This window comes from Kitasatospora sp. NPDC058190 (genome assembly GCF_042883685.1).
GTDB lineage: Bacteria > Actinomycetota > Actinomycetes > Streptomycetales > Streptomycetaceae > Kitasatospora.
On record NZ_JBHVVI010000022.1, the window covers coordinates 17,707 to 44,029 of the forward strand.

Consider the following 26,323-nt stretch of genomic DNA (forward strand, 5'->3'; position numbering starts at 1 on the left):
CTCCGCGTTCGGGCCGATCCAGGCCCAGCACTCCCGGTCTCCGTCATGGTCGACAAGCTGTCCGAGTGGGCGCCGACGCGGGGCCTCGGGCAGGAGAACCTTCGCTGGATCTACCTGGGCTACCGGCAGCTTTCCATGGTCGGCACCCACGCCTCCGTGCATCTACTGGACGAGCTCTTCGAACCGGGCCACTACATACGGATCGCCGCCCGGCCGGTGCCCGACGATGTCGGTCTGATGCTGTGGGACGTCGGCCTGTACTACACGGCCTTCACCGCCGAGTGGGGCGCGGCCGGGTGCGCCACACCGGAAAGCACCCGGATCCGCATCTGGACCCAGCCTGAGCCCAACGGCCGCGCCCCCTGGCGCCAGGACAACTGATCCGCAGGGCGGGTGACAGAAACGTCAGCCAGGCCCTGCGGAGCGACCGTCCCGCGCCGCAGGCCCGCGCGGGACCGCCTGGCCCTACCGCCCGCCGATCGACCGGATGACCCCCGCTGTGTCCCGGTCGCTCCGTAGGGCCATCTCGGTCGCGAGAATCGGTCCCGGCCCCCGGCCCCCGGCCCGGGCCCTGGCACCGTCCTCGCGGGGCCCGTCCTGGGTCCGCTGCCTGTGGCGGGTGCTTTCCGGCCCCGCCCCGCAGGCTCTCCCCGCCCCCTCCGGGAGAGTGTTGGGGGTGGGGCCGCGGTCGTTGCCGGGCCCGGCAATAGCCGTGCCGGCCCGGCCCGGTCCGGTGGCTGGCGCGGCCGCCCCCCCCTGGGTCCCCGCGCCCCGGTCCGGTGGCCGTGAGCGGTCCGTGCGTGGTGGTGGGTGTCCGGGCGGGGCGGCGCCGGGGTGTGGACGTGAGAGCCCGTGGTGCTGGCGTGGGCTGTGTCTACTCGACCGTGGCGGCGATGACGGTCCACGCGTTGGCCGATGTGTCGTCCAGGCGCAGGTCGAAGGTGAAGGTGATGGGCCTGCGTTTGTGCGGGTCACCGCGCAGTACCTGTTCGCTGCGGCGGTCGACTTCGTAGTAGACGCCCTCGGTGCCGACCGTGACGCGGAAGACGACCGGGTCGCGGGAGACCAGCGAGCGCACCGTGACGCGGGTGACGGTGGCCTGGCGCATGACGGTCCGGTGGGCGGTGCGTACGGGCGTGAAGTCGAGGCTGCCGTCGTTCATGGCCCATTCCTCGAGGAACCGCTCGACGGCGACCTCGAGGACGGACTTGTCGAACCGGCCGTCGAGGACGCTCAGGTCGCCGGCGGCGGTGTCGGCGTCGGTGCTCCACGAGATGTTGGTGAGCGACAGGATGTCGCTCGCCTTGGTGACCGTGCTCTTGGCGGCCACCTCGAGCACGGCCTCACGGGCGACCTCTTTCTGGTCCCAGCCGTCCGTCTCGATGGCGCCGCTCAGGTGGTGCGCGCCCTCGGCGGCCTGTTCCAGTGACGACACGATCCACTGCCCGGCCGTGTTCTTGCGCAGTGTCCAGTACTCGACCGGGCGCGTCGAGCCGTCCTTGCGCACGGCCTGCCCGCCGTCGGCGCGGCGTACGTAGTCGTTGAGCGTCGCGGTGATCCGGAAGGTGACGGTGTCGTTCACCTCGCCCGCGCGGTTGGCGACGTCGACCAGTTCGACGACCGGGCCGGAGACGATCTCCACGACGTTGACCTCGCCGCGTGAGGCGTAGTCGTGCAGCTCCTCGGCCCACTTGCCGTACAGCACCGGGGACAGGATCCGCTGCAACGTGGCGTGATCGTGCCCGCTCCAGGCACGTTGGGCCGTCTCGTACAACCACACGGCGCGTTGCTCGAGCGCCGCGCGCTCGAAGGTCGCATCCGTGTCGGCGATGGCGTCGACGCGGGCCGAGATGCGGGCGGCGCGCTCGCGCGCCTGCGCGTCCGCGCGGTGCGCCGTGCGGTCGGAGACGGTGTTCAGGCCCTGTGCCAGTTTTGCCCTGCGGCGCCGGGACCACAGCCACAGGATCAGGAGGAGGACGGCCACGATCACCAGCACGGTGAGGAGCCCGCCGCTCCCGGCCCCGACGCCCGCTCCGAAGCCGCCGCCGAAGCCGCCGCCCGACCCGTGGAAGCCGCCGCCATGGCCGCCCCCACTGCCCCCACTGCCCCCGCCGCCACCGTGGCCACCGAAGCCGTGACCGCCGCCCCCGCCGCGGGCATAGGCGGCCGTCGGGCTGCTCAGCGCGACGGCTCCCGCGAGCACACATATCCACCGGCGGACGCGCACCGGGCCCTCCCTCAACGAACCGGAGATTTTCCGCGCCAGCCTACAAGCCTGGGGTGTTCGGGAGGGTTGGAGGTCAGCGGGCCGCCCGGCACGGGGGGACGGCGGCGTCGGTGCGGTGCGGGTCAGCCGGTGACGGTCTCGGCGCGTGGGTGGAGCGCGTCCAGGAGCGCGGTCTGGTGGTCGGTCAGCTTGCTGGCGGTGCGGGCCGTTGCTTGCTTGCGCAGCCAGGTGCCGGGCCGGAACGCCGGGTCGTCGCCGAGGCCGGTGCGGTTGGCCGGGCCGTCGAGGGTTCCGCCGGCGGCGAGGTAGGCGAGCAGGCGGCGGTAGGAGCGGTTCCAGTCCGGCTCCATCCGCCACAGCTCGTCCAGGGCGTCGAGCTTGGCGACCTGGTCGGGGGTGAGGCCCGCGGCCTTGCGCTGGCGGCGTATCCACGCCCCGACCGCGTAGTCGTCGAGCTTCGCGGTCGCCGGGATCGCCAGGTGGCCGTGCTGGTGGTGGAACGCCGCGGCATAGGCGGCCCCGCGCTCCCAGGCGTTGGCAAGCTTCGACCAGATCATGCCGAGCGCCTCCAACTCCGAGATGCGGGCTGAGTCGAGCAGGCCCTGGCCGCCCAGGTGACGCTGGCGGGTGAGCCAGGAGATCAGCTCCGCGTGGCGGGTCCTGTCGGTGGGGTCGAGGTGGCCGTGCCGGAGGTGGAAGACCGCCGCGACGGCGTGCATCCGCTGCCACTCGACCGCGCGCGGGTTGAACGCGCGCAGCCTCACGGTCTGGAGGATCTGCGCCGCGTGGTGCCGGGCGTTGATCTTCAGCCACTCGATCGGCGACTCCACCGGGGGCGGCTTCTGCTCGCCCTCCCCGGCCTCGGCGACGTCGCCCTCGGCCGGCTTGGCCGCGGTGGTGTGCGCGGTGCCCTGGGAGCGGTGGGCGCGCAGTTCGGTGATCCGGCCGACGACCCGGGCGTCGTGCGCCGCCAGCGCCCGCAGCACTCGCCAGATGGTGCGGAAGCTGGAGGCCTCGATCTCGGTGTCGGCTTCGGCCTTCACGGCCTCGCCGGCGTCGTGACTCCACGGGGACGCGTGTGTACTATCCTCCGACGCGCTCGGTGCCCGGCCGTGCCACGCCACCTCCGCCGGAGGGCGGGCCACCGCGAAAGCGCTGAAACCGTGGTGACATCGCGTCGAACAGGCGTTGTCGTCGAACGTGGAGTGGTCGAATGCCATCACCGGGGCGCCGCAAGGCCCTCCGCGCCGTGTACACCGTCGTCGCGCTCGCGGCTCTGTCCGCGGCGGTGCGCTACGCTGCGGACCGCGAGCCCGGCGCTGACGCAGGGCTGTTCAGCCAGGTGCTCGTCAGCGCCGACGGCCGCACCCTCACGACACCGGTCATGTGGACACCGTGCCAGGAGGCCGAACCGCGGCTGTTCGCGCGCGAGACGTCGCAGGCGGTCGCCGCGGATCTGAAGGCCGGGAACACGGTGGACCTGACCCACGAGTGCCCCTCAGCGGGCCGACTGGTCAGTTTCACGCTCCACGCGCCTCTGGGGACCAGACAGCTGTCGGAGGCCAACACGAGAAAGCCCTTCGTCCCGTTCCCCGCTGCACGGCTCGCCGACGTCGGCTACCTCCCCCCGGGCTTCACAGCGACACCGGACGTCCCCCTGGTCTTCGGTTCCGTGGCCGGACCGTGGACGCCCAATCCGTACAACCGCAGCGACACCGTGCCCTCCTGGACCCGCTACTACGCGACCGCCGGCAGGCCCGCGTTGAGCATCACCCAAGTCCTCCCCGCGGCCGGCGCCCAGGACCCGGCATCGGGCACGCATGCCGGTGCACCGATGTCCGTCAACGGCCACAGCGCGTCCCTCGTGTGCGACACGGATTCCGAACGCGCCCTCACCTGGTCCGACGGCGTCAGCACGTTCACCGTGGTGAGCTTCGACCCGCAACACGCGGCGCTGTCGCCCGACGAGCTCCTTCGGGTGGCCGACGGCCTGCGGAACCCCTGAGGAGCACGAGCAGCCCGCGTCCGTCCTCGATCGGCGGCCCGGGCTGCGGCAGGTTGGGGGCATGAGCGAGCCGACCACACCGCCGCGCCGAACGCTGATTGTGCTGCGCCACGCGAAGTCCGCGTGGCCGCCGGACGTCCCGGACCGGGAACGGCCGCTGGGCCCGCGAGGACGACGCGACGCGCCCGAGGCCGGACGGTGGCGGCGATCACCGGTCCGGTGGCGGCGCGGGCCACCCCGGCGGTCAGGGCGGAGCCGAGCAGGGCGCCGGTGTGTGGGACCCGCGTGCTCGGCTTCGGGCGGATCAGCCACGAGGTGGCCCGCGTCCTGGAGAGCTGCCGGGTGCGGGTCGCGGTGTTCGACTCCGACATCACCCGCCCGGTCGCCGCGCACGAGGAGGGCTTCCTCACCGGCCGCTCACTCGACGATCTAGTGGAGGCCCACCGGCCCCAGCTGGTGTTCGGCTGTGTCGGCAGCCGCAGCTTCGGCCTCGCGCAGGCTCGACTCCTGCCCCCGAGATCGGTCCTGGTCAGCACCACCAGCAGGAACTATGAGTCCGGACCGGACGAGCTACGCGCGGGCAGCACCACCGAAACAGACCGGGGCGTGCTCGGCACCGGCTACCAGCTGGCCGGCGGCCCGGAAGTCTGCGTGCTCAGGCGTGGGATGCCGATCAACTTCCACTACGCCGAGTCTCTGTCGAACCGGTACGTCGACTTGGTCCTGGCCTCACTCGCGGTCGGCGCCGTGGCCCTGGCCAGCAGGGACAAGCGGCTGCGGCCGGGCCACAACCTGGCCGCCAGCAACGAAATCCTCGCCGAGGCGGGCATCGTCGACGACTACTACCGCCTCTACGGCCCGGACACGGGCGGGCGCCGTGGTTGAGCGGATCTTCACGCTCGACGACGTCACCGGCGCGCAAACGTCGTGCAGGTGCCTGAGCTGCCGGCTCGGCGCCGTGTTCGCCGGCCACCTGCGCGCCCTGCGCACCGACTTCCCCGGCCCGGTCACCGTGCCGGGCCACCACGAGGCCGAGCCCAGGACCACCGCGGTGCCGCACCTGCGTGCCGTACGTCTGGGCAAGGAGCTCGTGGACGTCGTGCTGTGGGAGCAGATACGCCCCAACCAGCTGGCCGCCTGGCTTCCGCCCGCCGAGACACAGGCCCGGGTGCCACAGATGGCCGTGCGAGTACCGCTCCTGGTGAGCATCCGCCAGGCCATCAGAACTGGCTCGTTCACTCCATCGGGCAGAGCGGGCGCCGACCTGGCCGCAGGCCGTTACCCATCGTTCCGTTTCCTCGTCGAGCACTGGCACCATCTTGAGAAGGAGTTCACCATGACCGCTTCCTCCTCCGACTTCGCCACCGTCGGCGGCGCCTACGCCGCCTACTCCAGCGGCGGCCGCGGCCGCCTGCGGCACGACATCACCGTCCGCCGCGTGCTGGCCGAGCTCGGCAACCGGCCAGCCCGGGTCCTGGACGTCGGCTGCGGTGACGGGGAGATGGTGCTGCGCCTGGCGGCCGCCGGCCACCAGGTTGTCGGCGTGGAGAAGTCCTCCGGCATGCTCGCCGCTGCGGCCTGGCGGGTCACCGCCGTTCCCGGGATCGCCGAGCGGGTGACGCTCATCGAGGGCGACATCTACACCCTGCTGTTCGAGGACGCGTCGTTCGACGCGGTGGTCTGCCACGGCGTTGTGATGTACCTGCCCGACTCCGCCGCCCCCTTCGCCCACCTGACGCGGCTCGTCGCCGACGGCGGCATCCTCAGCGTCCTGACGAAGAACCAGTTGGCCGTGGGAGTGCGCGAGGCCATGACCGGCCTGTACGCCTCGGCCCGGGCTCAGATCGAGAGCGGGCAGGCCGCCAGCGTAGGCAACCTCGGCATCACCACCCGCGGTGACACCCCCGCCCACCTGGACGACCTCGCCCGGGCCAACGGACTCACGCCGCTCCCCTGGCAGGGCGTGCGGATCTTCCACGATCACCGCACCGACTGGACGTCCACCGAGACGGAGTACCAGGAGGCGCTCGAGACCGAGTGGGCCGCCTCCACCCGCAGCCCCTACCGCGAGCTGGGCCGCCTGGTGCACGCCGTGGCCCGCCGAGAGGCCGCCGCGTGAGCATGCCGGCGGCCATCAGGCCGGTCACCATTACTGACTTCGGCTCGTCAGGGTGACTGTCCCGGTTTGCCTGACGGGCTCGTTGAGGTGGCTGTAGCCGATGGTGTGTGAGATATGCGGATAGGGGCGGGCTGACCGCCGCGGAACGGCTGCGCCGGGAGACGGTGCGGATGCAGGCTACCGAGCCGTTCGAGCAGGAGGTCAAGCCGACGGAAGTGGCCCGACGTCTGCGGGTGAGTTCGAAGTCGGCCTACCAGTGGTACCGGTTGTGGCGCGAGGGCGGGGTCCAGGCGCTGGCGTCACGCGGGCCGGGCGGGTCGCGGTGCCGGCTGTCGCCGCGCTGCCTGGAGAAGCTCGCCGCGTATCTGGACCAGGGCCCGGCGTGCAGAGAGACCCCCGCCCACACGTCGGCCGGCGGGGAGGGCCGCCCTCGGCCGGCCAATCCCCCGTTCGGCGACAGCCCGCATCATCCCGGGCGCCTGACCCGGGCGGGGAGCTGCGACTCGGGCCCTGCCCTACGGCATCCGGATCCGGCGTCGGGATCCGCGTACCCCGGCGTGGAGACAGCCCGGGCCGGCAGCCGTCCGAGATCCTGCGAAGTACCGGGTCGCAGCCGGTGAACACCCGTGGCGCTGCGGCCTCGCGGCGCTCTGCCCTGCCATCTTTGATCCGTGAAGGGAGGTGGTCCGGATGGCCCGTACCGAAGGACCCGCTACGGCCGTGTCGGTGCCGTTGTGTCTGATCGGTACCGACGCGGGGGTGCTCTCGCCCGAGCGCTCCACGGCCTGGCGCCGGATCAGGGAGGCGGCTGTCGGCGGCGAGCTCGCCGAGGCTGGACGGCTCGCTGCCGAGCTGCATCAGGCGGTGCTGGACACCGAGGGTCCCGACCACTTCGGCGCTCCGGCCGTTCAGGAGGTCCGGGCCTATCTGGCCCACCGCGCCGGGGACCACCGGGGTGCCGCCGACCTCTACGAGCGGACGGCTGCGGCATGGGCCTTCACCGGCGCCGGCGCTGTTCGGCCTGCGATCATCAACGCCCGCGCGTGCTGGGCGCTCGCCGGGCACGCCGCCGCCGGCCGACCTACCGCGCGATCACGGGCCGCCGCCCTGCTGACCGGCCGGGCTGCGCGTCGGTGCGCGGTGGTGGCGGTCGCAGGGGTGCTGTCCTGCGGCGCGGTGGAGCCGACGGCCGAGGACCGGCCCCGGCCCGCGCCCGCCGCCGAGTGGATGGAGCTCGCCGCGGCCCCGGTGTTCCAGCTCCTGGTCGAGACGCCGAGCGCCGCGCCCGTCCGTCCCTCCGCCGCCCGGGCGCAGGAGCCCTCCCCGGCCCAGCCGTCCGGCCAGCCGCCGGAGCAGGACCGGGAGCCCGATGGCGCGGCCGCCGACGAGCCCCTTCTTCACCCGCCCGGACGGCCGACAGTCCCAACCGTCCCGTCCCGGCCAGGGCCTGCGCGGACCCCGGCCGGCGTGTCCCCTCGGCCGCCGGTCCGGCCCGCCGAGCAGCCGCCTCCCGCCGGGCCGCCGCCGACGGTGACAGTCGATGTCTGCGCGGAGAGCGGCAAGGTCGGCCTGCCGCCGAGCCTGGTTGAGATCTGCCGCAAGGCGTACGGGCGCTGAACCAGCAGAACACCTGTGGCCCGGTGTGGAGCCTGTGCGTGCCGAAAGCCTGTGTCGCCCTATGCGACCTGCGAGTATCCGTGGATGAGGCCGCCGAGGAGAACCAGGCCGTCGCCGAGATGCTGGCGGCCGTCCCGGTCGGCGCCGGACCTGCTGCAGCGCAGGCCGGCCGCGCCGATCTAGCACCAGCTCAGCGGCCGGGGCGGGCGGGCCTGCGGGGTGGACGGCGCTGTAGAGCGGTCCGGCTGCGGCCGAGAACGTGCGAAAGGGGGCGGGCCGTGCGGCCCCGCCCCCTTTTGTCAGCGGTCACGTAATTCGGCTCTGTCGAAGATCTTGTGATCAGAGTCATGCTGAACCCCGATAGGCAAGGTGCTGCTGTGATCAGCGGATCTTGACGGACCCGCAGGTGAATGTGGTTGTCTCAAGGAACTCTGGCGTCCGGGCGGACCAGCAACACAAGACGCCGCAGCCTGTCGGCGGGGAGGTGGTGGAGCAGCCCCGCGAGGACCGCGCGGTCCGTGTCGGTGAACACCGGCCGCGGCCAGGTGACAAGGCCGCGACCAGGCCGGATGATCTATCGGCAGCCACACCGCCCCAAGGTCCTCACCGATGCCAAGGGCAACACGGCCACCAACACCTACGACCAGTTCGGCAACCTCGTCGAGAAGGACCTGCCGAGCGTCGGCGGGATCACCTGGAAGTGGCTCTACACCTACGACCTCGACGGTGAGAAGCAGTCCATCACCGACCCGGCCGGCGCCCAGACCCTCTCCAGCTACGACGAGCGGAAGCCTCGCCCGCGTCACCGACAAGCCCGGCCACGGCGCGCCGATGGCAGCCCTGCGCCCGAGCCTGGGAAGAATGACCTCCGGGTCCGAGGAGCGGTCCTTCCCGCGGAGTCCGACGTGGTATCGATCACACCCCCACCTCAACCGGAGCGGGTCACGACGTGGGACGTCCCGATGACCGCTCCCTTCGCGTTCAGCGCCCTCACCTGGAAGTACGGTCCCGGGTTGTCCGTCGTGACGGCCGTCTCGAAGCCGGTCCGGTCGGCGTGATCGACGACCACCGACAGGGAACGGGCGTCCGGTCCGGCGAGCACCTGCCAGGCTCTGGTCTCCGTTGAACCGTTCCAGGAGGCGTAGACGATGCTCCGCCCGCCGCTGCCGCCGCGCGCCGCCGCGCTGGGCGGATACCACGGCTTTCCGACCCACTCATGGCGGAACGCCCGGTACGAGATGTCGGAGCCCGGCATCATGGCGTCGTAGAGCAGGTTCTTCGAGCCGTCTCCCTCGGTGTTCCCGGCACCGCTGTACTCCGAGTAGTACGACTCCTGCCCCCACCCGACGAACTCGTTGCCGTTGGTGAGCGCCTGGGTGTCTCCCTGGGACGCGGCGTACAACCCCGGTGCGTGGTAATAGGTCCGAGTCGCGGTCGCGCGGTGGTTGGGGAAGTCGAGATTGAGGATCAGGCCATGTGACTGCTGTTCGGGGGTGCCGTTCGGCTGGTTGCAGCAGCCGTCGTCGAACATGCTGATCCGGTTTCCCGGCCGGAACCGGGCGTGGTGCTGCCAGTAGAAGTCCGCGTTCGGGCCGAAGCTGAAGTCGCTTCTCTTGCCGCCGAGTTGCCAGCGGATGTCACCTGTCTGCCGCGCGACGTCGTAGACCGCCCAGAGGTTCCGGGCCGAGATCAGCAGCTGGCCGTCGGGGCCCTCATCGATCGAGTTCACATGATAGGCGTCCCACACCCCGCCGGACGAGGACGCCGAGGAGGCCGACACCTCGGAGTCCGCCGGATTCACATGGTCCAGGATGTCCCACGAGAAGACGAGCTTCCCGGTCGCGAGATCGACCTCCTGGACCTCGCTGTCCTCGATGGCTCCGTCCTTCGGCCCCCCGTACGGGGTGAGGTCCATCGGAACCGGCTTGGACGCGATGAACAGCGCGGTCCCCCGGCGCGTCAGGAGGAACTCGTGGAAGTCCGGGTAGAAGCCGTGCCGGGCGAAGACGGTGCTGAGCAGGCGGTAGTGGTCGTCGAAGATGTAGAAGCAGCCGCCCGGCTCGGGGGCGCCGCCGGGAAGGTTGGTGTAGTACGGCGGAATCGCGATGGTTCCCTGCCAGAACGTCAGCACCGGCTGTGTGACGCGGGTCCGGGGGTTGTGGTACGTCTGCACCCGGAAGTCGCCGTTCTCGAGGTTCGCGACGGGAAGCGGGCGGAACCAGACCGGATCGCCGGAGTCTTCGAGCATCAGCGCCCCGGTCTGGCCGACCGGCTGGGTGAGGTTGTACGGGGCGACGAAGACGTCCCCCGGGGCCGTGCCCGGTTGTCGCGTGGTCACGGTGACCCGCATGGGATGCAGCTTCGGCGCGGACACGAAGCTCCACACATCGCTGCCGGAGGTGATCGGTGGCGGCACGCTCGTCGCTGGCGGGGCGGGCTGCGTCGCGCACTGGGCACGGTCCCATCCCATCAGGTCGGACGCCGCGGACGTGCCTGCCCCTAGCGAACCGAGTGCCCCAGCCGTCACCATCGCCGTCGCGGCCGCCATCCAGCGCTGCCGGGCACTCATAGCTGCAGGCACGTCCCTCCTCCTTCTGTTGCTCACCCTCACGGAATCGGAGCGATGGCCTCACCGACCTGGCCGTCCTGCCCGGAAGCCGCAGGAAGCCGGCGCCCCACACGAGGTTGTACGGGCCTGCGGCATCCGCCTCGGAGGCCCTCGCCCTCGGTGACCGGTATGGCCCACAGATCGCACCCGAACAGGCCAGACGACCGGCCGGTGGCCGAGCGGTCCCGCTCGGTCGGCTGGATGATGCCCCGCAGTGTCCTCATCCGGCAGGTGGCCAAGGACGTCGACGGGGACGGCTCACCGATCCCCGTGAAGGCCGACGGAGAGGGAATCTGAGACGGGATACGACGAAGGCCCCGACCGAACCTTAGAACGTAACAGGATCTTGAGTGGTCGCGCCTTGGCCTGCCCGAAAGCCCACGGTGCGCGCGGAGTCTCGGGAGATGGTGCACGTGGGGCCCGAGCCGGGCAGGGCTGGCACTGGCTCTTGGTGGAGCGGGCCACGATCAGCGGGGCGGCGGTCGGCGAGGAGGTCGGGTAGGAGCCGTGCCAGCCAGCGCTGGTCTGCCCCTGCGGGCAGGTGACCTCCTTACGGTCGAAGTCTGTGTGGAAGTCGTCGCGGGCGAAGCACTCGCCCCGGCGGTGCTGACGGGTGGGGTTGCCCGGCAACGGTCCGACGGCTGTGGTCCGGTGTTCGCGTTCGGCCTGTTCCAGACGGGGAAGGGAGGTGTAGCCGCCGTCGACCAAGTGCTGGTCGGGCCGCAGGCTCCGACGTTCCAGTCGGGCGTGGATGCCGGGCAGGACCTCGGTGTCGACGCTGGTGGCTGGCGTCGTGGTCACGTCTGTGATCACGATGAGGCCCTCTCCCGAGCAGGTCTCGGTCACATGGGCGAGGTACCCCGTCCACCGGGTGGCCTGCCCGCGGCGTGCGTAGCGGGCCGTCGGGTCGTAGGGCGAGACGATCCGGCTGGCTGAGGGCGGCAGACCGCTGCCGCCGTCCTCATCGCACCAGCGCGCCCGGCCGGCGGGGTCCCAGTAGTGGTTCTGCACCGTGACCTGCCGTAGGACCTGGACTTGGGACTTGGGGGGGCCGCCGAGCACGGGTGGATGGTTCCGGCCGAGATGTTCGAGCAGGCGGCGGGCGTCTTCGCCGGTGGTGTTGACCACGGTCTTGGGTCGGGTGCGGAGGTTACTGCGCGCCAGCCCGGCCACAGTCGCCCTGGTGCTGACCGGGTATCCGGAATCGTAGGTGTGTCGGACTACGCCAGGGGCGGGTCAGCGCGGGAGCGAACGCACCCAATTCGGCCGCTTCCTGGACCGGCCGGACAGAAATTGCATGTACATGGCCGAAAATTGGCCCACAGAAATGCCCCTTGCGGCGCCTTTCGGGATGCGGCCGGTGCGTCGGGCTTGCCGTTCGGTCAACAGGCCGCCAGAGGGCCCTTCTGGGCATTTTGATCACGGCGGTGATCGCTCTGCTGGCGAAACCCTCCCCTTCAGCGGCATGCAGACCACGGCGGCCGGCCGTCCCGCGCCGGGAATCGTCGTCACCGACGCCGCCATCGCGCGCCACCTGGCCGCGGAAGCGGGCAGGCTGTGACGTTGACGCGCTAGCGAGATGCCCGGTGTGAGGGCTTCTGCCGAGGATCCTCCTGGCGCATTTGTCGGGTTACGAGCAGCTGGCGCACCATCTGCTGCAAGGACACCACAGCTGTCACGGGCGGAAGGCCCGCGACCACGGCCGCAGGCATTGTTCTGGACGTGTCGACGATACACAGGAGACTGGCGATACCTGCGAACACCAGGATGACCGTCCAGGAATTCGCCACCTTTCGTCCTCCCAGAGCGGCCCGCAGAACGGAGAGGGAAGCGGCTATCCACGGCCCGTAGACGACGACAGGCCAGTACTGGGACAGACTCCTCGGCAGCTGGGAAAGGGCCACGTCCCGCAGAGGGTGATAGGAGATTATCCATCCGAGGATGCACACCGAAGTGACGATCGTCGCAGTCAGGAATCCGATGACGGATCCCACGATGTCGGACCGGCGGCGCGCCGGGCGTGCGTGACGCTCCCGGCGGTCAGCGATCAGCTGCGGGCGGAAGCCCATGGCCTGCAAGCCGGCTTCCTCTTCGAGCGCTTCCGCATCCGAAGGGTACGACTGCAGGCCTGGATCTACCCAGCCATTGACGGCCGGACAAGCCAGGTCGGCGGACAGCTGCCCGGCGGGCGGCCAGAGGGCGTGGTTGTGCATCACTCCGTCATCGGGGATGAATCCACCTGCGTAATAGGGGTTGAATGCGGTGTTCGTTGACTCGTACAAAGCAACCCTCCTGTTCGCGTCATTGTGGATCTCGGCCGGCGGTATCGATCAGTCTTTCTCTGATCGGTATATCCGCATCGAGAATTCAAACTCGAGCCGACGCAGGACGCGGAACAGTTCGGCCAGCTGGCGTGAGCAATGCGTCAGCGCCACGCGTTCGCCGTTCTTCACGAGATAACCAACTTCCAGATCACCCACGACGTTCCTCCGGCCTGGAACGAATAGCCAGTTGTCGCCGGCAGTACAGATCCTGTCTCGCTCCAGCAGCAATGGAAGAGGCGGCTTGGCTGGTGGACTCATGCCCCGACAACGATGGGCTAACCACCGAGAAATGTACGGCATCCGGGTGTCCTGAAATATGCTCATGCTGCCCGCGCTCAGATCTTTTACGCAGGTCACCGAGCTCCTTGTTCAGGCGTGCAGCGGTCCTGCGGCTGGCCTTGGAGGGGAGCGATCGAAGCGAGCGCCACCATCTCCGCTCGCTCGGCCTCCCCACTGTCCAGGCGTAGTGGTCGCGAAGGGTGCCAGATACTCTGCGATTCTCCCCAACATGGCGCGCCGGCGCGCGGAGCCACAGGCGGCCGGGCATCGGTCGGACGCATCCGTTGCGGCCTTTGCCGTTCAGCCGTCAGATTGACGGAAGCTCAGATTGTCCGAGCGGCACGTCAGTTGTGTGCTCATTCGGGTGACCAATGACAAGACCGTTTGATGCCGCGCCGTGGCCGTCGACATGGGCCATGGTGGCGATCGACGCGGCCGCACCCCCCTTGGTGATCAACTGGCAGCCCCCGTGTCGGCCCGTGGATGACTGGCTGCGGTGTCCCACCGCGACCGCGAAATCTTCGGCTGACCGTGGGTTTCGACCGTCGCGCCCGAAACCCACCCCGGCAACGGGAACGGGAGCGTTCGAGCCGTCCGTCGACCGACTCGAACGAACTTTCCCGCAAGCAGGCGCAGTGGACCCCGAAGATGAGTCGTGTACGAGAGTATTCACACTCTGTTATGGAACGGGTACTCTTGGTCAGGCCATGGCCCAGTCATGGATCAGCCGCCCGGACTCTGGAAGGTCCGGACGGCTCCAGGGGCAGTCGGCGCGACGTCGCTGTGCCAGATCACCCCTCAGGCATCTGGACGCGAAACCGCGCCTGGCAGAAGCGACCGCTCATGATCGCTTCTCATTGTTCGTTCGGCCTTCTTCAACCACCCTGCTCCCCTACGGGGAGGTCTTGACATGACCTAGCAGCAACGAGACGGCTCGGTCCGCACCACCGGACCTTCACCGTCTTCGCGCCAAGCACATGCCTCGGCGTCTGAACGCTTTGCTTCCGCCGTCACTGAGCGCTGCCCAAGTCGACGACGGAATCCACCGCTGCCTCGGCCCATCGGCACACCTGGGATCCTGCGAGAACCTGTGTCCTGACGGGTTGTTGCCTCCTCACACGTCCGTAAGTAGGCAATGCCATTTTGCATCACCGAATCAAAATCTGCCAGCTGCCCCCTGCCTGTGTCCTGGGTCGTCGCTCCATCCGGCTAGGAGAAGGGCACAGAGTCCTCAATGAGCGAAACCTCCAAGGACCTCTCCGATCAGGCTCTCGAGCACGAGTGATCACCGCTCAAATGGAGCCGACCGCGGAAAAAGTCGCCTCGACGACTTTGGGACGGCCGGCGCATCGCTCCCCGGCCAATCCGGGTGTCGATGGGCGGTCGGCCGGGCGGGCCAGGGAAGTGAGCGAGCGTCGGACTTTCGGCGGTGCTCCGTGAGTCCGCGGTACTCGGGCGCCGTCCACACGGAACCGGCCGGGGGGCTCGGGCCTGCTCAAGGGCAGGCGCGTGCGACCGAGCAGGTTCGCCTGCCCGCTACCCGGTTCCCAGCGGCGTGGCTCCGTGACAGGGACTTGACCGGTGACCTGATCCGGGTCGTGACGCTGCTGCAGGACTACGGATGGAAGTCCGGATTGTGCTTCGCCGCTGACGAGACGATCGGGAGACAGCTGGGGCTTTCCCGGGGTGGTGTAAACCGCCTAATCGCCAAGGCGATGGCCAAGAATCTGGTTCGGGCGTCTCGAAATCCTGCCACCCGAACCATGAACCGGCGTGTTCGCCCACCGGCCGACGATGAGCTGGCCGTGTGCGTCGGCTCATATGCTCGGGCGCATCTGGCCGGTACTCGGTTCAAGGTTTATGCATTGCTCTCCCTGCGGCAGCAGTTCACCGAATCGACTCCCGTCGCGCGAATCGCACGCGAGTGCCAGATGAAGGAGGACACGGCCCGCGAAGCGGTGGCCGAACTCCTGGTCCAGGGCTGGGTGAGCAGAAGACGGGGCGAGAAGAGGGGGTACAGATACGTCGTCCATCCCATGCCCGTCCGCGTACCGAGCGGGCAGAGCGAGTCCCTCCCGAGCGGGTCCGTTCCCGCGCTGCGATCCGCGGACGGATCCGCAGGCGGTGGTGTCGAGGTCTTCGACTCCGGTCCGGATTCCCGTCGCGGCGCCTCGCTCGGCATGTGCCGGGAGGCCCCCGGTCCGGTGACAGCCGACTCCCCCGGTCCGGTGACACTGAGCCCCCCCGATTCGGTGACAGAAACACGATCCCCCCAACATGACCTGCTGAACATGCCAGCCGTCGTGGGTGGTTGCTCGTCCCGCGAACCGGAAACCGTGCGCCCGCGCGCGCGAGGACGCGCGGCAGGAGCCACGGGGGACGGAGCAGGCCCGGCAGGGCACAGCAGATGGCAAACCGACCAGAAGATGATCCAGTCGATGACCGACGAGCAGAGGCGATGGGGACAGCAAGCCGCGTCATCGGCTCTTGGGCGCCTGCCGAGGCAACTCGCCGACCGGCTGACCGAGCGACAGCTCGACCTCCTCGCTCAGCACATTGCCGCAACATTCGCCGACTACGGCACATCCCCTGAGGTCCATGGCGCCGTGATCCTCGAAGCTCTCGAATCCGCGTGCGAGTTCGCGCGACGCAGGGAGCCGGTCGGCGCTGTGCCGTGGGCTTCGGTGCTCTCCCCGCTTCCCTGGCTGATCAGGGTCGTCGACCGGGCAAGCGAGACGGTCACAGGGACCAGGTCGGTCCGAAGCCCCGAGTGCGCACTCTGCCGCGGGCCCCTGGTCGTCCGCGACGCCGAGGACCCGGAGACCTGCCGATCCTGCGGTCCCGCCGCCGCCGCTGCCGCCTGCCGTCGGCTTCGGGAGCAGTGGGAGCTATCCGGTCACCAGCGGGACGCGCCACCCCCGACAGACCCGCTCACGGCGCGGGCCGCGCCCGTCCACCGACGGAGTACGCCAACAGCCGCCCCGAGCGGACTCTCGGACCGGATGGCGACAGAGGGCGACGAGTCGGAAGGAACCGTCCTTCGTCGGCGGCTTGCCGCTCGCCGACTTGAGCGGGAACAAGCCCGTGCCCGGGCCGGCGAGGATCTGGCGGCGGCTCGCACCGCCTTTGCCGGTCAGCGTCGGCAGGGCACCACCGAAGCCGCCCGTCAGGAGGGCACCGGTCGAGGAAGCGCCGACCAGGCGCGCGGGCACGACGCCGGGTTTCGCGACGTGCCACTGGAGGCCGTCCCGGCGTCCGGTCCTGCTCCACGGCAGGACGGCCGACCTGATGCGGGGAAGACCCGCGTGGTCGCCCCAGCGCGACCGGGGCCCGCGAGACGCCGCCGTGGGACCTCTCGTCATGTCCACCTTTCCGGTGGTCCGCCAGTTGCCCCCCTGGGGCCAAGGGCCGACCGGGCGCAGGGACCTGCGCGGGCGTCCCCGCGCCCGGACCGGAGGCCGGACACCGCCTGGCGAGTCCGCCGTGATCGCCGCCGATTGCAGGCCCATCGCGGGCGCCGTCTCGGGTGTGCCACGAGTAGTCGGCCGCCTGCGTTCGTCTGGAAGTCAGTTCTCCCTGGGCAAGGTGCCCGGAGGAGATGGAGGCATCGCCGCACCAATTCATTTGCGCGCGGGAGGGATAGAAAGAGGTCCGGCGTGCGGCGATCCGGGATCGCACTGATGACCAGCGACGGACGGCGAGATCGTGATGGGCTGGCGACTCTTCCCCGCCTCGCCCAGCTGCTTCTGTACGGCGAAGCCCCGGTATGCGCCGGAGTCGACCCCCTGTGCAATCGGGCTGGTCGACGCTCACGGCGCAAGTAGTCCGCTGAGCGCCCCGTCGAGTCCGCAAGCATCACGGGCGTCCACGGAGAGTAGCCGGCTCGCCGCCGTCTCGCAGTCGGGTTCTCGGGCGCCGACACGCACCTGGTGCTCGAAGAGCCTTCAGTAGGGAAACGGCGCCGGATTCCGGCCAGTCAGCGCAGTTCCTCGGAACCGACGGTGCTGTTGGTGGCCGCCTGCCCGTCGGCGATGGCGCCGGCTTCGACGCAACGTCTGGCTGACTGGCCGCACGGCCCCGGCTCCTCCTCGTCGGCCAGCCGCTTGGGCGGGACCGGCCCGGAAGGCGGTCGGCGGGCCCGGCGCCGTCCCGGTCATGACGCGCACAAGCGGAACGGCTGATTTCGGCCAGGTCGGTGCGGAATTCCATGAGCGAGTCACCGGTCGCCCTCGGGCACATGCAAGAAAACTTACCCAAATGGCTTCATCGAAGACCAAGGTCAATGGCCCTGGCCATCCTCCATTCGTCGCGAAACCCGGACTCGAGTGAACGAAACAAGCCAAGTTCATTCCGCCGGATCCCCAGCGGAGCGAACAACTATTCTTACCGTCACACTAGGCGCCCGCATTACATAAACACGCCCCCTTTTTTTGGAACGGATCACTCCCGCGGATAATCTATTTCTGATTTACTTCGACCAGTCCGGCGCCCGCTCGGCGGGGGGAATGGTCCCTCCTGGACCGGGTGCGGCCTGAGCCGCGAAGCCGCGAGCAGTCGTACCGGCAGCCGCTTTCGGCTCGTGAGCCGAGAAGCGACCCCGCCGTTCACCGAGGAGGAGATTTCACTGACCATCGCAGAGATCAACGAACGGCCGACGGGAGCTCTCGCCGAGGATGTCCTGAGCCACTGGGTCAGGGGCCGTCCGCTGTCCTTCAGGCTGCCGTCTCTCGGTCGCGCGGTACCGATCTCCCGGCGGTTGGCGGGCCTGTGGCTGGACGCCGAGGACGTTCGGGCCGACCACGCCCGGGACGCGGCCTTGCTCGTGATCTCCGAACTGGTCACCAATGCCCTCGAGCACTCCAACAGTGCACACATCACCGGTTGGTTGCGCCGGACCGCGGACCGGCTCCTGCTGGAGGTCCGTGATCAGGGAAAGACTTCCACGGTGCCGCGGCTGCACCGCGCCACGCCGGACGAGGACCACGGCAGAGGCCTGGCGCTCGTTGCGGGCTACTCGCAGGAGTGGGGAATGCGGCTGAGCGTGGACGGCAGCTGCTCGGTGTGGGCCGCCGTCCCGCTGTCCAGTCGGAGCACTGCCTCGTGGTGACCTCTCACGGGCGGTCGGCGGCCACGCGCCGCAGTCGCTCGATGCCCGGCGGGCCGGCCGTGCTCCGGGGCGCGACGCGGTTTCCCCTGCCCCCGCCACCGGTTGCGTCCACCGGCGTGCGGGCGCCCACGATCCGACCAGGCCGGACGGCACATCGAGCGTCGAACCTCAATCATCCACCGCGCACATCGTGAGGAGAACCCATGCCCAGCTCAAGCACCGAGAGCCGTGAAGTCGTCAACAGCATCATCGACTCGGTGACGCAGCTCGACCGCGACGCCCTGCGTCGCCTCGATCCCGAACGGCTCAGCGCGCAGTTCGACGCGCGTCTGGAGCTCGAGGACTACTTCCACGCGCTTTGGGAGCGTTTGAAGGCCTGTGGTGAGCACCCGGCCATCCGCGTGGAATATCAGCCGCTTGCCGCCGTCCTCGATCTGCTCACGGGTCTGAGCGAAAATGCCATGTTCGCGGACTGCGCGAAACAGCGGGATCTGCACCATTTGCTCCGGCGGTGACGTCCGGCCTGGCTGCCTTCGGGGTGCATCATCGCGCCTCCTCGGCCACGCTCGACCACGGAGGTCACCGCTCCCGCGCCGTCCTTCCTTGCCAGTCACTGTGCCATGTGCTGCGCGTTGCGGCGGGACGCGGGGTCGTCGAGCACGCTGCCGCCGAAGCCGACGAACACCGGTGGCCGCCCGGTCTCGAGGAACGCGAGCAGTTCCACGGGAGGCTGCCCAGGGGTGCGCCCTGGGAGACGTGGAGGATGTCGGCGTCTTGGCGGGCCACCTGGAGAACGCGCTCAGCGTACCCGGGGATCCGGGGAGAACACCGTGCGGGTCAGCGCGGTCTTGCCTCGTAGGCCGGTTCCCAGGTAGGCACTACGCGCCTGGCGGGATAGGTGGTTGCTGCCGACCCCCTCGCGTTGGCGCCGGCACCAGCCCGGCTGCGGGCGCCGCCGGCGCCTGCACCGATCGATCGGCGCCCGTCCGCTGGGTGGCTGCTCACACTGCCGGCTCTGTCAGGGCGTCACCGTTCCGATCCGGCTTGCGGAGTTCTCGGTAAACCAGAGGTTGCCGTCGTTTCCGGTGGTGCGGGCCCACACCCGAGCAGGTCGACAACGAGCACCCGCGTGCCGTGAGACCTCACACCTCGGCATACCGGACAACCTCCAGGGCGTCCGTCAACTCGGCCGCCACGGCGTCCTCGTCGTTCAGGGCAGCGGCGGAATCGCCGATCGCGTTGGACACCGCCGCATGGATGCTGTCGGTCGCCGCGGCGACGATGTCCGCGTGGACCCGGGCCGGCCGGCGGAAACAGTCGAGCCCCGCTCCGGCCAGGATGACGAGGGTGCGGAGGTTGTCGGCGCGGGCGTCGGCGGTGTCGCCGACGGAGTCGGCGTCGATGGCGGCCGCGTTGCTGTCGAGCGCGGCCGTGAGATCGGCGGCACACGTCGACACCTGGAGCCTGGGAGCTTCCGCCGCCTGCGCCGCGGGAGCGATGGCGAGGGCAGCGCCGGATGCGATGGCGACGGCGACGACGCTGGCGGCGAGACGAGAACGGGTCATCCGAATCCCCTCCGAAAGAAGCGTTCCTGCTGGTGGGACTCCAGCAGGAACGGAACGTAATTCACGGCCAAGGGCGGGCGGCAGGGCGCGCAGACCGGCAGAGTGGTGCGAAGAATTGACGCTCCAGCAAGCGAAGGTGAATTCAGTAGTCTTCATACAACTTGGCGCCCCTCCATCCGAGCCACTGCAGGGAAGACCGGTATCCGAGGCCTGGAAGGGCGGGATGGGGAATTAGGTTAGCAATTTCCGGCGTTTCACTTGTCGCCGGTCTCTGAAATTACCCGGCTCCGGTCAGCCGCCGCCGACCACGCGCAGGACGGGGGCGCGACCCTACGCGTCTTCGGGCCCGACGTGCCGAACCCTGTGCTGGACGTGCTCATGCCCGGCGTAGGGGCGCAGGTCGTCCGTTGTGCGCGTTATCCCCCCTCAGAGGCTTCTTGCCAGGTCCGTGCTGTCCGATTCAGGTGGCACACCAGGGTGGTGTGGCCTCGCCGGTAGGGCGTCGGGTCATGCTGTCGATGCATCGTGGGGTGGATCACGGCTTCGGAACGGACGGGTTCATTGCCCTCGGTCGGTTCCTTCCGGATCCGATCGAGAACGCCCGCCCACCGCCAGGATCGGCCGGTCCGCCCCGGCGAACCGTCAGCCCGTTGGCCGGGCTCTAATCCGTCCTCCTGACGGGCGTCCTGCCGGAGCGCTTCGGCCTCCGCGAGCGCTTCGGGGGACGGCGGACTGTACATCTTGCTGTGGCAGACCGGCCTCGGTACCGCGAGCGGGCGTTCGAGACTGATCCGGTGCCGGTGGCCGATAACCGACAGGCTGGCACCGTCGGGCGCCAGTGAATGCTGAACGATCACCCTTCCGCGAGGAGTCGCGATCGCCAGAAGGGGATCACCGAGCCTTCGGCGCACTTCCACGGTGTGGCCGTGCAGATGCCGTGGAACCGCGTAGAGGTTGCCCCGGTAGGACACCATGCTGTTGGCCGAGACCGCGCGGGCCACGCTGAGCTTGGCAGGGTACGGGTCGTGGGGGAGGTCGAGCAGGACCGTCGCAGCGGGCACGTTGTACCCGTCGTGGCCGCCCCTTGCCGAGGTCCGGCGAGCGTCCATGAGTCCGGCCAGCCGGTCGAGGCTCCCCTGCGCCTCCAGCAGGCCGGTGTCCGCGTCGATGGTCCGCCACCACAGAACGAGCGCTTGCCCGATCGCCTCGTCGTCGGCGTCTCGCCGCGCCGGACTGAGATCCGCGACGACACCGTAGTGCCTCGCGACCTTGCCCAGCGCCGTGGTCAGTCTGCCGCCTCCCGGGCCGTGGATCGGCTGCGTCCGGTCGAAGCACCAGCGCCAGCCGGTTCCGCCGAACTGGCGCAGGATCCGGTCGACGGAGTCGACCAGGTGGCCGAGATCGATCTGCTCTGCGAGCACCGCGCTCCATCGCTGGGAGGGGGCCAGGCGTCCCACCAGGATGCAGGCATGAGTGCTGCCCCAGTCCGCAGGGGGGTCGGGGAGGACGAACCAGCGGAAGTGCACCTCCTCCGCATTGTCCGGCCGGCCGGGGCGGGTGCGGGGGGGACGCTGGCACAGCGGGCACCGGGGACGCAGCTGATGGGTCCGCAGAGCGCGGGTGAAGGTCGAGTAGCCGCCGCTGTAGCCGAGATCGACGAGTTCGGCGAACAGCGTCGACGCCTGGAAGTGGGCATCGTCCTGCAACCGCCGGCGACAGTAGGGGATGAACCGCTCGAACTCGTCCCTGCCGGAGCTGCGGACTCCGACGATGCGCTTCCCGCTCAGATAGGAGCTCACGGTCTTGCGGTCGCGGCCGAGGAGACGGGCGATTGCGGCGATGGACAACCCTCGGGATCGGAGGGCGCAGATGTTGATGTATTCCTCTCCGGTCAGCATTCCACTCCTAGCAGGCTTCGATATGGCGTACGGATTCCTCATGAAACCCATGGGAAGCCAGGAAATATACAGGAAGCCTCGGAGTGGAAGAAGAAAGGTTTCTGCAAGACATCTCCGATTGCTGCGCAATTTGAGTGAGCGAATCACCCGGCAATCAATTGGCAAAGACCCCATGCGCGCCATGTCAAGTCACGTGCGGAGATCGGCCAAACAGTGGCCGGATCCTGACCGTTGAGCACTTGACAATTTTCGTAAGCGTGCAGTGGAGGGTGACTGGAGTAGACCTCTGCGGGTGCAAGAGCGCTCGCGGTTCTCCCCGGAATTTCAGGCCGCATATGCGTCTGGCCGCCCGTCACACAACTGTGCTCAGCGCGCCGGCGTTCGCATGGCACGGATCCCCGGACGGTTGCCCTGCCGTGCCGCCGCTCAGCAAAGTGGCCACTGGCATATGCCGGTGTACACACTCACCCGCGCGCCCCCCGTCTGCTCCCATGCCCGACCCTGACCAGGGCCGACGTCAGCAACGGTTGACACTTCGCAGGGTTCCGCGCCGCACACCGGAAGCGCGCGGCCGCTCCGGGCGCTCGGCGTCGGACAGCAACTCCGAGGCCATGCGCGGGGTGGCGGTGAAGTACAGGCGGCGGGCGGCCGTGACCTGGTCGTCGTCGCGGGCGGCGGCCCAGGCCTTGCCCTCGGAGCGGGCGGTGCGGTGGGCCTCGTCGACGGCGATCGGGTCCCGGCCGCCGCACGACGGAGCCGATTCCTTCCGACGGGACCGGCACCGGCGGCCCGCACCCGCACCGAAGGGCCGACCGCTACTCGGGGAGGAAGCCCCGCTCCCCGCGCCAGGTCCGTCCGCGGGACGGCCCTGGGTCGGTTCACGACACTGACGCGGGCTCCGCCGTTCCGTCGCCATCGGCGTCGTGCGAACCGGCGCGACCGACCGGGAGGACGCCCTGGCGCTACCGGCGAGAAGTGAGACCGATCGCCGGAGACGGACCACGCCCCCCAACCAGCACGTGCCGCCAATCGGGTGATCTGGCGTCAAGTATCTTGCCCGCTTGTCACCTCAATGGGTTACTAGGAGTGTCCAATCCGGTGGGTCGCCCATCCTCTCCGGGGGAGTGGGGCGTCGGCCTGCCGTACGGCCGGTCACTACCGGTGGCGCCGTGGGCTCTCCTGGCAGGGGCGTGAACGATCCGCCCGCCACCGCGACCGGCGACAGTCATCCAGGGCCCTCTCGCCCTCACGCCCGGAAAGCGGCCCGGCCACACCCGTGGACCGGCCGCCGGCGCCCGGTTCACCGCCTCGGCCGTCCGTTTCGCCCTCGCCGGGGCCTGGTCCGACCGCACCGTGCTTGGCCTGCGGCTCTTCCTGGACACGCCGCCGCGCGCTTCACCTCACCTCGTCTAGGAGGCAGTCGTGCCCATCTCCCCCAACCAGGGATCGACCGGCGGCGGTACCACGGTGACCATCACCGGCAGCAACCTCGGTGGGGCCACGGCCGTGCACTTCGGCTCCAAGCTGGCCACCATCACCGCCAACACGCCCACCTCGGTCACCGTCACCTCGCCCTCCGGCAGCGGAGTGGTCCAGGTGGTCGTGACCACCCCGGGCGGTAACAGCAACCCGCTGAACTTCTACTACGTCGGTGCGCCGTTCAAGGCCGCGCTCAGCGACACCTCCGGGCCGCTCGTGGGTGGCAACGTCATCACCATCACCGGTTCGGGGCTGTCGACCGCTACCGCCGTGCACTTCGGTCCCAACACCGCCACGCCGACCGTCGTCAGCGACGGCGTGATCACCGTCACCGTGCCCGCGGGCGCGGCGGTCGGATCGGTCGGGGTGAGCGTGACCACCGCGGGCGGAACCAACAACGGCTTCACCTACACCTACGTGGACGTGCCCACCGTGACCGCGTTCACCCCCGCCTCGGGCCCGGCCTCCGGCGGCACCGCGGTGACCATCACCGGCACCTCCCTGAGCAGCACCCAGTCGGTCACCTTCGGCGGCCAGTCGGCCCCGTTCGTGGTCATCAGCGACACCACCATCACCGCCGTCGCGCCGCCCACCCTCGACGGCGCCCCCGGGCCCGCCAACATCACGGTCACCAACACGGCCGGCAGCGCGACCGCCGCGACCCCGTTCCAGTACCTCGCGAGCCCGGGGATCTGAGTCAGGAGTCAGGCACTGACCACCTGAACCGCACGGCCGACGAGGCCGTCTGCCCGGGCGGGACCGTCAATCGGTCTCGTCCGGGCAGTTCCCGTCCCACCGCACCTGGTGCCCGATTCCTCGGCCGGCCCCGGAAGGACGGGGTGGCCGCCTGATCGCGCGACACGAGCAGCGCGATCGCAGGGCGTGACCTGCGTCGCATCATGGAAGCGATCCGGTACGTCGACCGCACTGGCGTCCCCTCCCGCACGACTTCGGTCCATGGGAGACGTCTACGGAGACCTCGCCGCCCGGCAGAAGGACGGGGACGCGGGGACACGCATTCGGCTGTGGTCCGACGGACTGCCTGACGACGTTCCTGGCACGCCGGGCCATGACGAACCCCAGTCATACGCGCCGTGCCAGCAGCCACGGCAACGGCCTGGTGGCCGCTGATCGCTGTGGTGGCACGGGTAGGCCGGCGACTCGGCCGGTACCGGGCTGCTGAGGACTCCGACACGCCTGTGAGACTGATCGACCCGGCCGGACCGTGAAACAGCGCACGGACCGCCCAGGCCGCGGATCGCCGTGCGCCACGTGGGGCGCGACTCCAGAACTTCACTTCCAGCGAGAGCGGAGACGGCGTCCACTCGGGTGGGAGCGTCGGTCGTGCCCGGCCGCCGGGCCCCCGGCTGGACGCTTCGCGCGGTGCATCCCGGCTGGGATGAGCAATTCCGAACGGCGGAAGGTGGGGAATTTGTCCATCCGTGGCCGCTCCGTCTCTTGGGCCGCGGGCAGGGAATTCGCGATCTTGCCGGGTGGGGAATAAGCATGCAATCCCGTGCGGACAGTCCTGTTTTCGCTGATCAGCGTCGGTTGCGCGCTGCGGCGCAGGCCATTTTCCGGATTGCGGGAGATGGCCGGACGCTGCGCCAAGCGGGTGAAAGCGGGCCGGAAGTCTTGTCACCGATTTCACGACTCTGGATTACTTTTCTGTATCCAACCGGCGGGCCGCCCATCCCTCCCGGGGGAACGTGCAGCCGGCGCCCGCTGTGCTTCAGGCGGCGGTGGCGTGCGGCTCGCGATGGGCACCCCCGTGGAGGATCTGGATCCATCTGCCGGCGCCGTCTCAGCGGTGCCGGCAGATGCGGCGGCTTACATACGCCAGGAGGCGTCATGCAAGCACTCCAAAGGTTCCGAAGCGTGCTGGCCTGTGCGGCGACCGGGTGGTCTGCCGGTTCCTCTCCCTCGTACCGTCGAACGACGACCTCAGCGCTGTGGTACTGGGGGATTCTGTTGGGATGGTACGTACCCACGGTGTTGGCAGGAAGTCGATCCGCGCGCGAACCGTCGGCGACGGAAAGCGCGACCGCAGCCGCCTACGACCAGGTTTTTGAGCGGGACTCCGGCAGGATGCGCTCGGCTGGGTCCGCCCGTGGAAAGCACAGGCGGCGCCGAGGGCGGATCGGCCGAAGACGGCGTTTCGGCCGCACGGACGAGCGTCCCGACGACAACCACCCGGGCAAACGGCGGTGAGCTCCGTCCCGGGACAAACCGGCCCTTTCATATCGGCCCATGTGAGTCAACGGCACTACCGGGCCACAGTTCATGGCGTCGGAGCACGTCGCACCTCGACTGCCTACGAGTCGGACAACGAGCTCGCCGGTCGGCCAAGCGCCGTCGTGCCGGTCATGTGGGCCCGACCTCGGGACCCGCCGGCGAGGGCTTTCCGGAGCGAATCCGGCGACCTCTCAGCCGAATCTGACCGGAGATGAGCCCGCGTCGCTCGCGGACGTCTCGGACGCCGGGCCGATGGTCGTCACTGTACCCGGGGCGGCCGATGCCCAGGACATTCACCACTGGTGAGACCCAGGCGAGCGCGCTCACCCGCACCTCGCCGCCGGGGACTCCGATGGCCGGCGGCCCGAGCTCGCGCTCGACACGGCGGTCGGGAGTCGGCACAAGCCCCGGTTCGGGCGGGGCTGTCCCGCCGCCCAGCAGCTCACCACCCCTGACGAGCCCCGGTCGATGTTCCCTCCGTCGACCGGGGCTCCCCGTCTCGGCGCCCGTCGCATCCCCGCGCAAATAGCCGACGCTTCAGGCGCGTTGCACACGCACGACATCCTTCGACTCGGAGACTGAACAACCCATGGGGGTAAGTCATGGTTGATCACAACATTCCGGTGCTTGCTTCGGTCAGTCCGGTGTCGGGGGCGGCGGGGTCGGTGGTGACGCTGACGGGCAGCGGGTTCACGGGGGCGACGGCGGTGCGGTTCGGTGCCGTCGCCGTTACGGCGTACTTGGTGCTGTCGGACACGCGGATCGCCGCGACGGTGCCGGCGGGCTCGGGCACGGTGCAGGTGACGGTGACCACCCCCGGCGGCACCAGCAACGGTGTCGCGTTCACGTATGCGGTGGCC

At 69.7% G+C, this 26,323-nt stretch carries 18 protein-coding genes and 1 pseudogene; 11 read left to right on the top strand and 8 right to left on the bottom strand.

The features are described 5' to 3' along the window. The first annotated feature begins 45 nt into the window (after nt 1-45). Nucleotides 46-381: a hypothetical protein gene (locus ACFVWU_RS13345; protein ID WP_387619190.1), complete on the top strand. Its 336-nt coding sequence runs from the start codon at nt 46-48 to the stop codon at nt 379-381. A 493-nt stretch (nt 382-874) separates the two neighbouring features. Here the strand turns inward: ACFVWU_RS13345 and ACFVWU_RS13350 are convergent, their stop codons facing one another. Then, nucleotides 875-2,227 (bottom strand): Tim44-like domain-containing protein, encoded by a 1,353-nt coding sequence (locus ACFVWU_RS13350; protein ID WP_387619192.1) that lies wholly within the window; start codon nt 2,225-2,227, stop codon nt 875-877. Nucleotides 2,228-2,349: 122 nt separating this feature from the next. Continuing rightward, nucleotides 2,350-3,270, bottom strand: coding sequence for a helicase associated domain-containing protein (locus ACFVWU_RS13355; RefSeq protein ID WP_387619193.1), 921 nt, complete (start codon nt 3,268-3,270; stop codon nt 2,350-2,352). 170 nt (nt 3,271-3,440) lie between these two features. Between ACFVWU_RS13355 and ACFVWU_RS13360 the strand changes: the two genes are divergently transcribed. The 6 genes and pseudogenes from ACFVWU_RS13360 (at nt 3,441) to ACFVWU_RS13385 (ending at nt 7,968) form a co-directional block, all read left to right on the top strand. Continuing rightward, entirely contained in the window at nt 3,441-4,232 is a 792-nt protein-coding gene (locus ACFVWU_RS13360; protein ID WP_387619196.1) for a hypothetical protein, read from the top strand. A 61-nt stretch (nt 4,233-4,293) separates the two neighbouring features. Beyond that, a pseudogene (locus ACFVWU_RS13365) lies at nt 4,294-4,431 on the top strand (histidine phosphatase family protein); the annotation flags it as partial. A 71-nt stretch (nt 4,432-4,502) separates the two neighbouring features. Further along, nucleotides 4,503-5,117, top strand: coding sequence for a hypothetical protein (locus tag ACFVWU_RS13370; protein ID WP_387619327.1), 615 nt, complete (start codon nt 4,503-4,505; stop codon nt 5,115-5,117). Continuing rightward, nucleotides 5,110-6,351 (top strand): class I SAM-dependent methyltransferase, encoded by a 1,242-nt coding sequence (locus tag ACFVWU_RS13375; RefSeq protein WP_387619199.1) that lies wholly within the window; start codon nt 5,110-5,112, stop codon nt 6,349-6,351. The genes ACFVWU_RS13370 and ACFVWU_RS13375 overlap by 8 nt, the downstream gene beginning before the upstream one ends. Before the next feature lie 164 nt (nt 6,352-6,515). Next, nucleotides 6,516-6,971: a helix-turn-helix domain-containing protein gene (locus ACFVWU_RS13380; protein WP_387619318.1), complete on the top strand. Its 456-nt coding sequence runs from the start codon at nt 6,516-6,518 to the stop codon at nt 6,969-6,971. 70 nt (nt 6,972-7,041) lie between these two features. Further along, nucleotides 7,042-7,968 (top strand): hypothetical protein, encoded by a 927-nt coding sequence (locus tag ACFVWU_RS13385; RefSeq protein WP_387619201.1) that lies wholly within the window; start codon nt 7,042-7,044, stop codon nt 7,966-7,968. A gap of 928 nt (nt 7,969-8,896) precedes the next feature. Here the strand turns inward: ACFVWU_RS13385 and ACFVWU_RS13390 are convergent. From ACFVWU_RS13390 to ACFVWU_RS13405, 4 genes are all read right to left on the bottom strand, one after another. Then, nucleotides 8,897-10,318: an arylsulfotransferase family protein gene (locus ACFVWU_RS13390; protein WP_387619204.1), complete on the bottom strand. Its 1,422-nt coding sequence runs from the start codon at nt 10,316-10,318 to the stop codon at nt 8,897-8,899. 516 nt (nt 10,319-10,834) lie between these two features. Then, nucleotides 10,835-11,704, bottom strand: coding sequence for a hypothetical protein (locus ACFVWU_RS13395; protein WP_387619207.1), 870 nt, complete (start codon nt 11,702-11,704; stop codon nt 10,835-10,837). Nucleotides 11,705-12,147: 443 nt separating this feature from the next. Further along, nucleotides 12,148-12,858, bottom strand: a complete 711-nt coding sequence (locus tag ACFVWU_RS13400) for a DUF2637 domain-containing protein (protein WP_387619210.1) — start codon at nt 12,856-12,858, stop codon at nt 12,148-12,150. Between the two features lie 48 nt (nt 12,859-12,906). Then, a complete protein-coding gene (locus ACFVWU_RS13405; RefSeq protein ID WP_387619213.1) occupies nt 12,907-13,056 on the bottom strand; it encodes a hypothetical protein in 150 nt (49 codons plus the stop codon). A gap of 4,702 nt (nt 13,057-17,758) precedes the next feature. On the opposite strand from ACFVWU_RS13405, the gene ACFVWU_RS13410 reads away from it, so the two are divergent. Both ACFVWU_RS13410 and ACFVWU_RS13415 read left to right on the top strand, forming a co-directional pair. Then, nucleotides 17,759-18,286: an ATP-binding protein gene (locus ACFVWU_RS13410; RefSeq protein ID WP_387619216.1), complete on the top strand. Its 528-nt coding sequence runs from the start codon at nt 17,759-17,761 to the stop codon at nt 18,284-18,286. Nucleotides 18,287-18,489: 203 nt separating this feature from the next. Continuing rightward, nucleotides 18,490-18,801 (top strand): hypothetical protein, encoded by a 312-nt coding sequence (locus ACFVWU_RS13415; protein ID WP_387619219.1) that lies wholly within the window; start codon nt 18,490-18,492, stop codon nt 18,799-18,801. Nucleotides 18,802-19,428: 627 nt separating this feature from the next. Here the strand turns inward: ACFVWU_RS13415 and ACFVWU_RS13420 are convergent. After that, complete coding sequence (locus ACFVWU_RS13420) at nt 19,429-19,851, bottom strand: hypothetical protein (RefSeq protein WP_387619221.1); 423 nt, start codon at nt 19,849-19,851, stop codon at nt 19,429-19,431. Nucleotides 19,852-20,267: 416 nt separating this feature from the next. Then, nucleotides 20,268-21,749, bottom strand: coding sequence for an IS21 family transposase (locus tag ACFVWU_RS13425; RefSeq protein WP_387619224.1), 1,482 nt, complete (start codon nt 21,747-21,749; stop codon nt 20,268-20,270). 1,422 nt (nt 21,750-23,171) lie between these two features. Here ACFVWU_RS13425 and ACFVWU_RS13430 point away from each other — a divergent pair. Continuing rightward, a complete protein-coding gene (locus ACFVWU_RS13430; RefSeq protein WP_387619227.1) occupies nt 23,172-23,924 on the top strand; it encodes an IPT/TIG domain-containing protein in 753 nt (250 codons plus the stop codon). A 2,141-nt stretch (nt 23,925-26,065) separates the two neighbouring features. Continuing rightward, on the top strand, nt 26,066-26,323 hold a 258-nt coding region (locus ACFVWU_RS13435; protein WP_387619230.1), incomplete at its 3' end, for an IPT/TIG domain-containing protein.

Excerpts from the sequence above, each read along its gene's own strand:
- ACFVWU_RS13345 (WP_387619190.1), top strand. The coding sequence starts at position 46 with ATGGTCGACAAGCTGTCCGAGTGGGCGCCGACGCGGGGCCTCGGGCAG.
- ACFVWU_RS13360 (WP_387619196.1), top strand. The coding sequence starts at position 3,441 with ATGCCATCACCGGGGCGCCGCAAGGCCCTCCGCGCCGTGTACACCGTC.
- ACFVWU_RS13385 (WP_387619201.1), top strand. The coding sequence starts at position 7,042 with ATGGCCCGTACCGAAGGACCCGCTACGGCCGTGTCGGTGCCGTTGTGT.
- ACFVWU_RS13390 (WP_387619204.1), bottom strand. The coding sequence starts at position 10,318 with ATGCGGGTCACCGTGACCACGCGACAACCGGGCACGGCCCCGGGGGAC.
- ACFVWU_RS13415 (WP_387619219.1), top strand. The coding sequence starts at position 18,490 with ATGCCCAGCTCAAGCACCGAGAGCCGTGAAGTCGTCAACAGCATCATC.
- ACFVWU_RS13420 (WP_387619221.1), bottom strand. The coding sequence starts at position 19,851 with ATGACCCGTTCTCGTCTCGCCGCCAGCGTCGTCGCCGTCGCCATCGCA.
- ACFVWU_RS13425 (WP_387619224.1), bottom strand. The coding sequence starts at position 21,749 with ATGCTGACCGGAGAGGAATACATCAACATCTGCGCCCTCCGATCCCGA.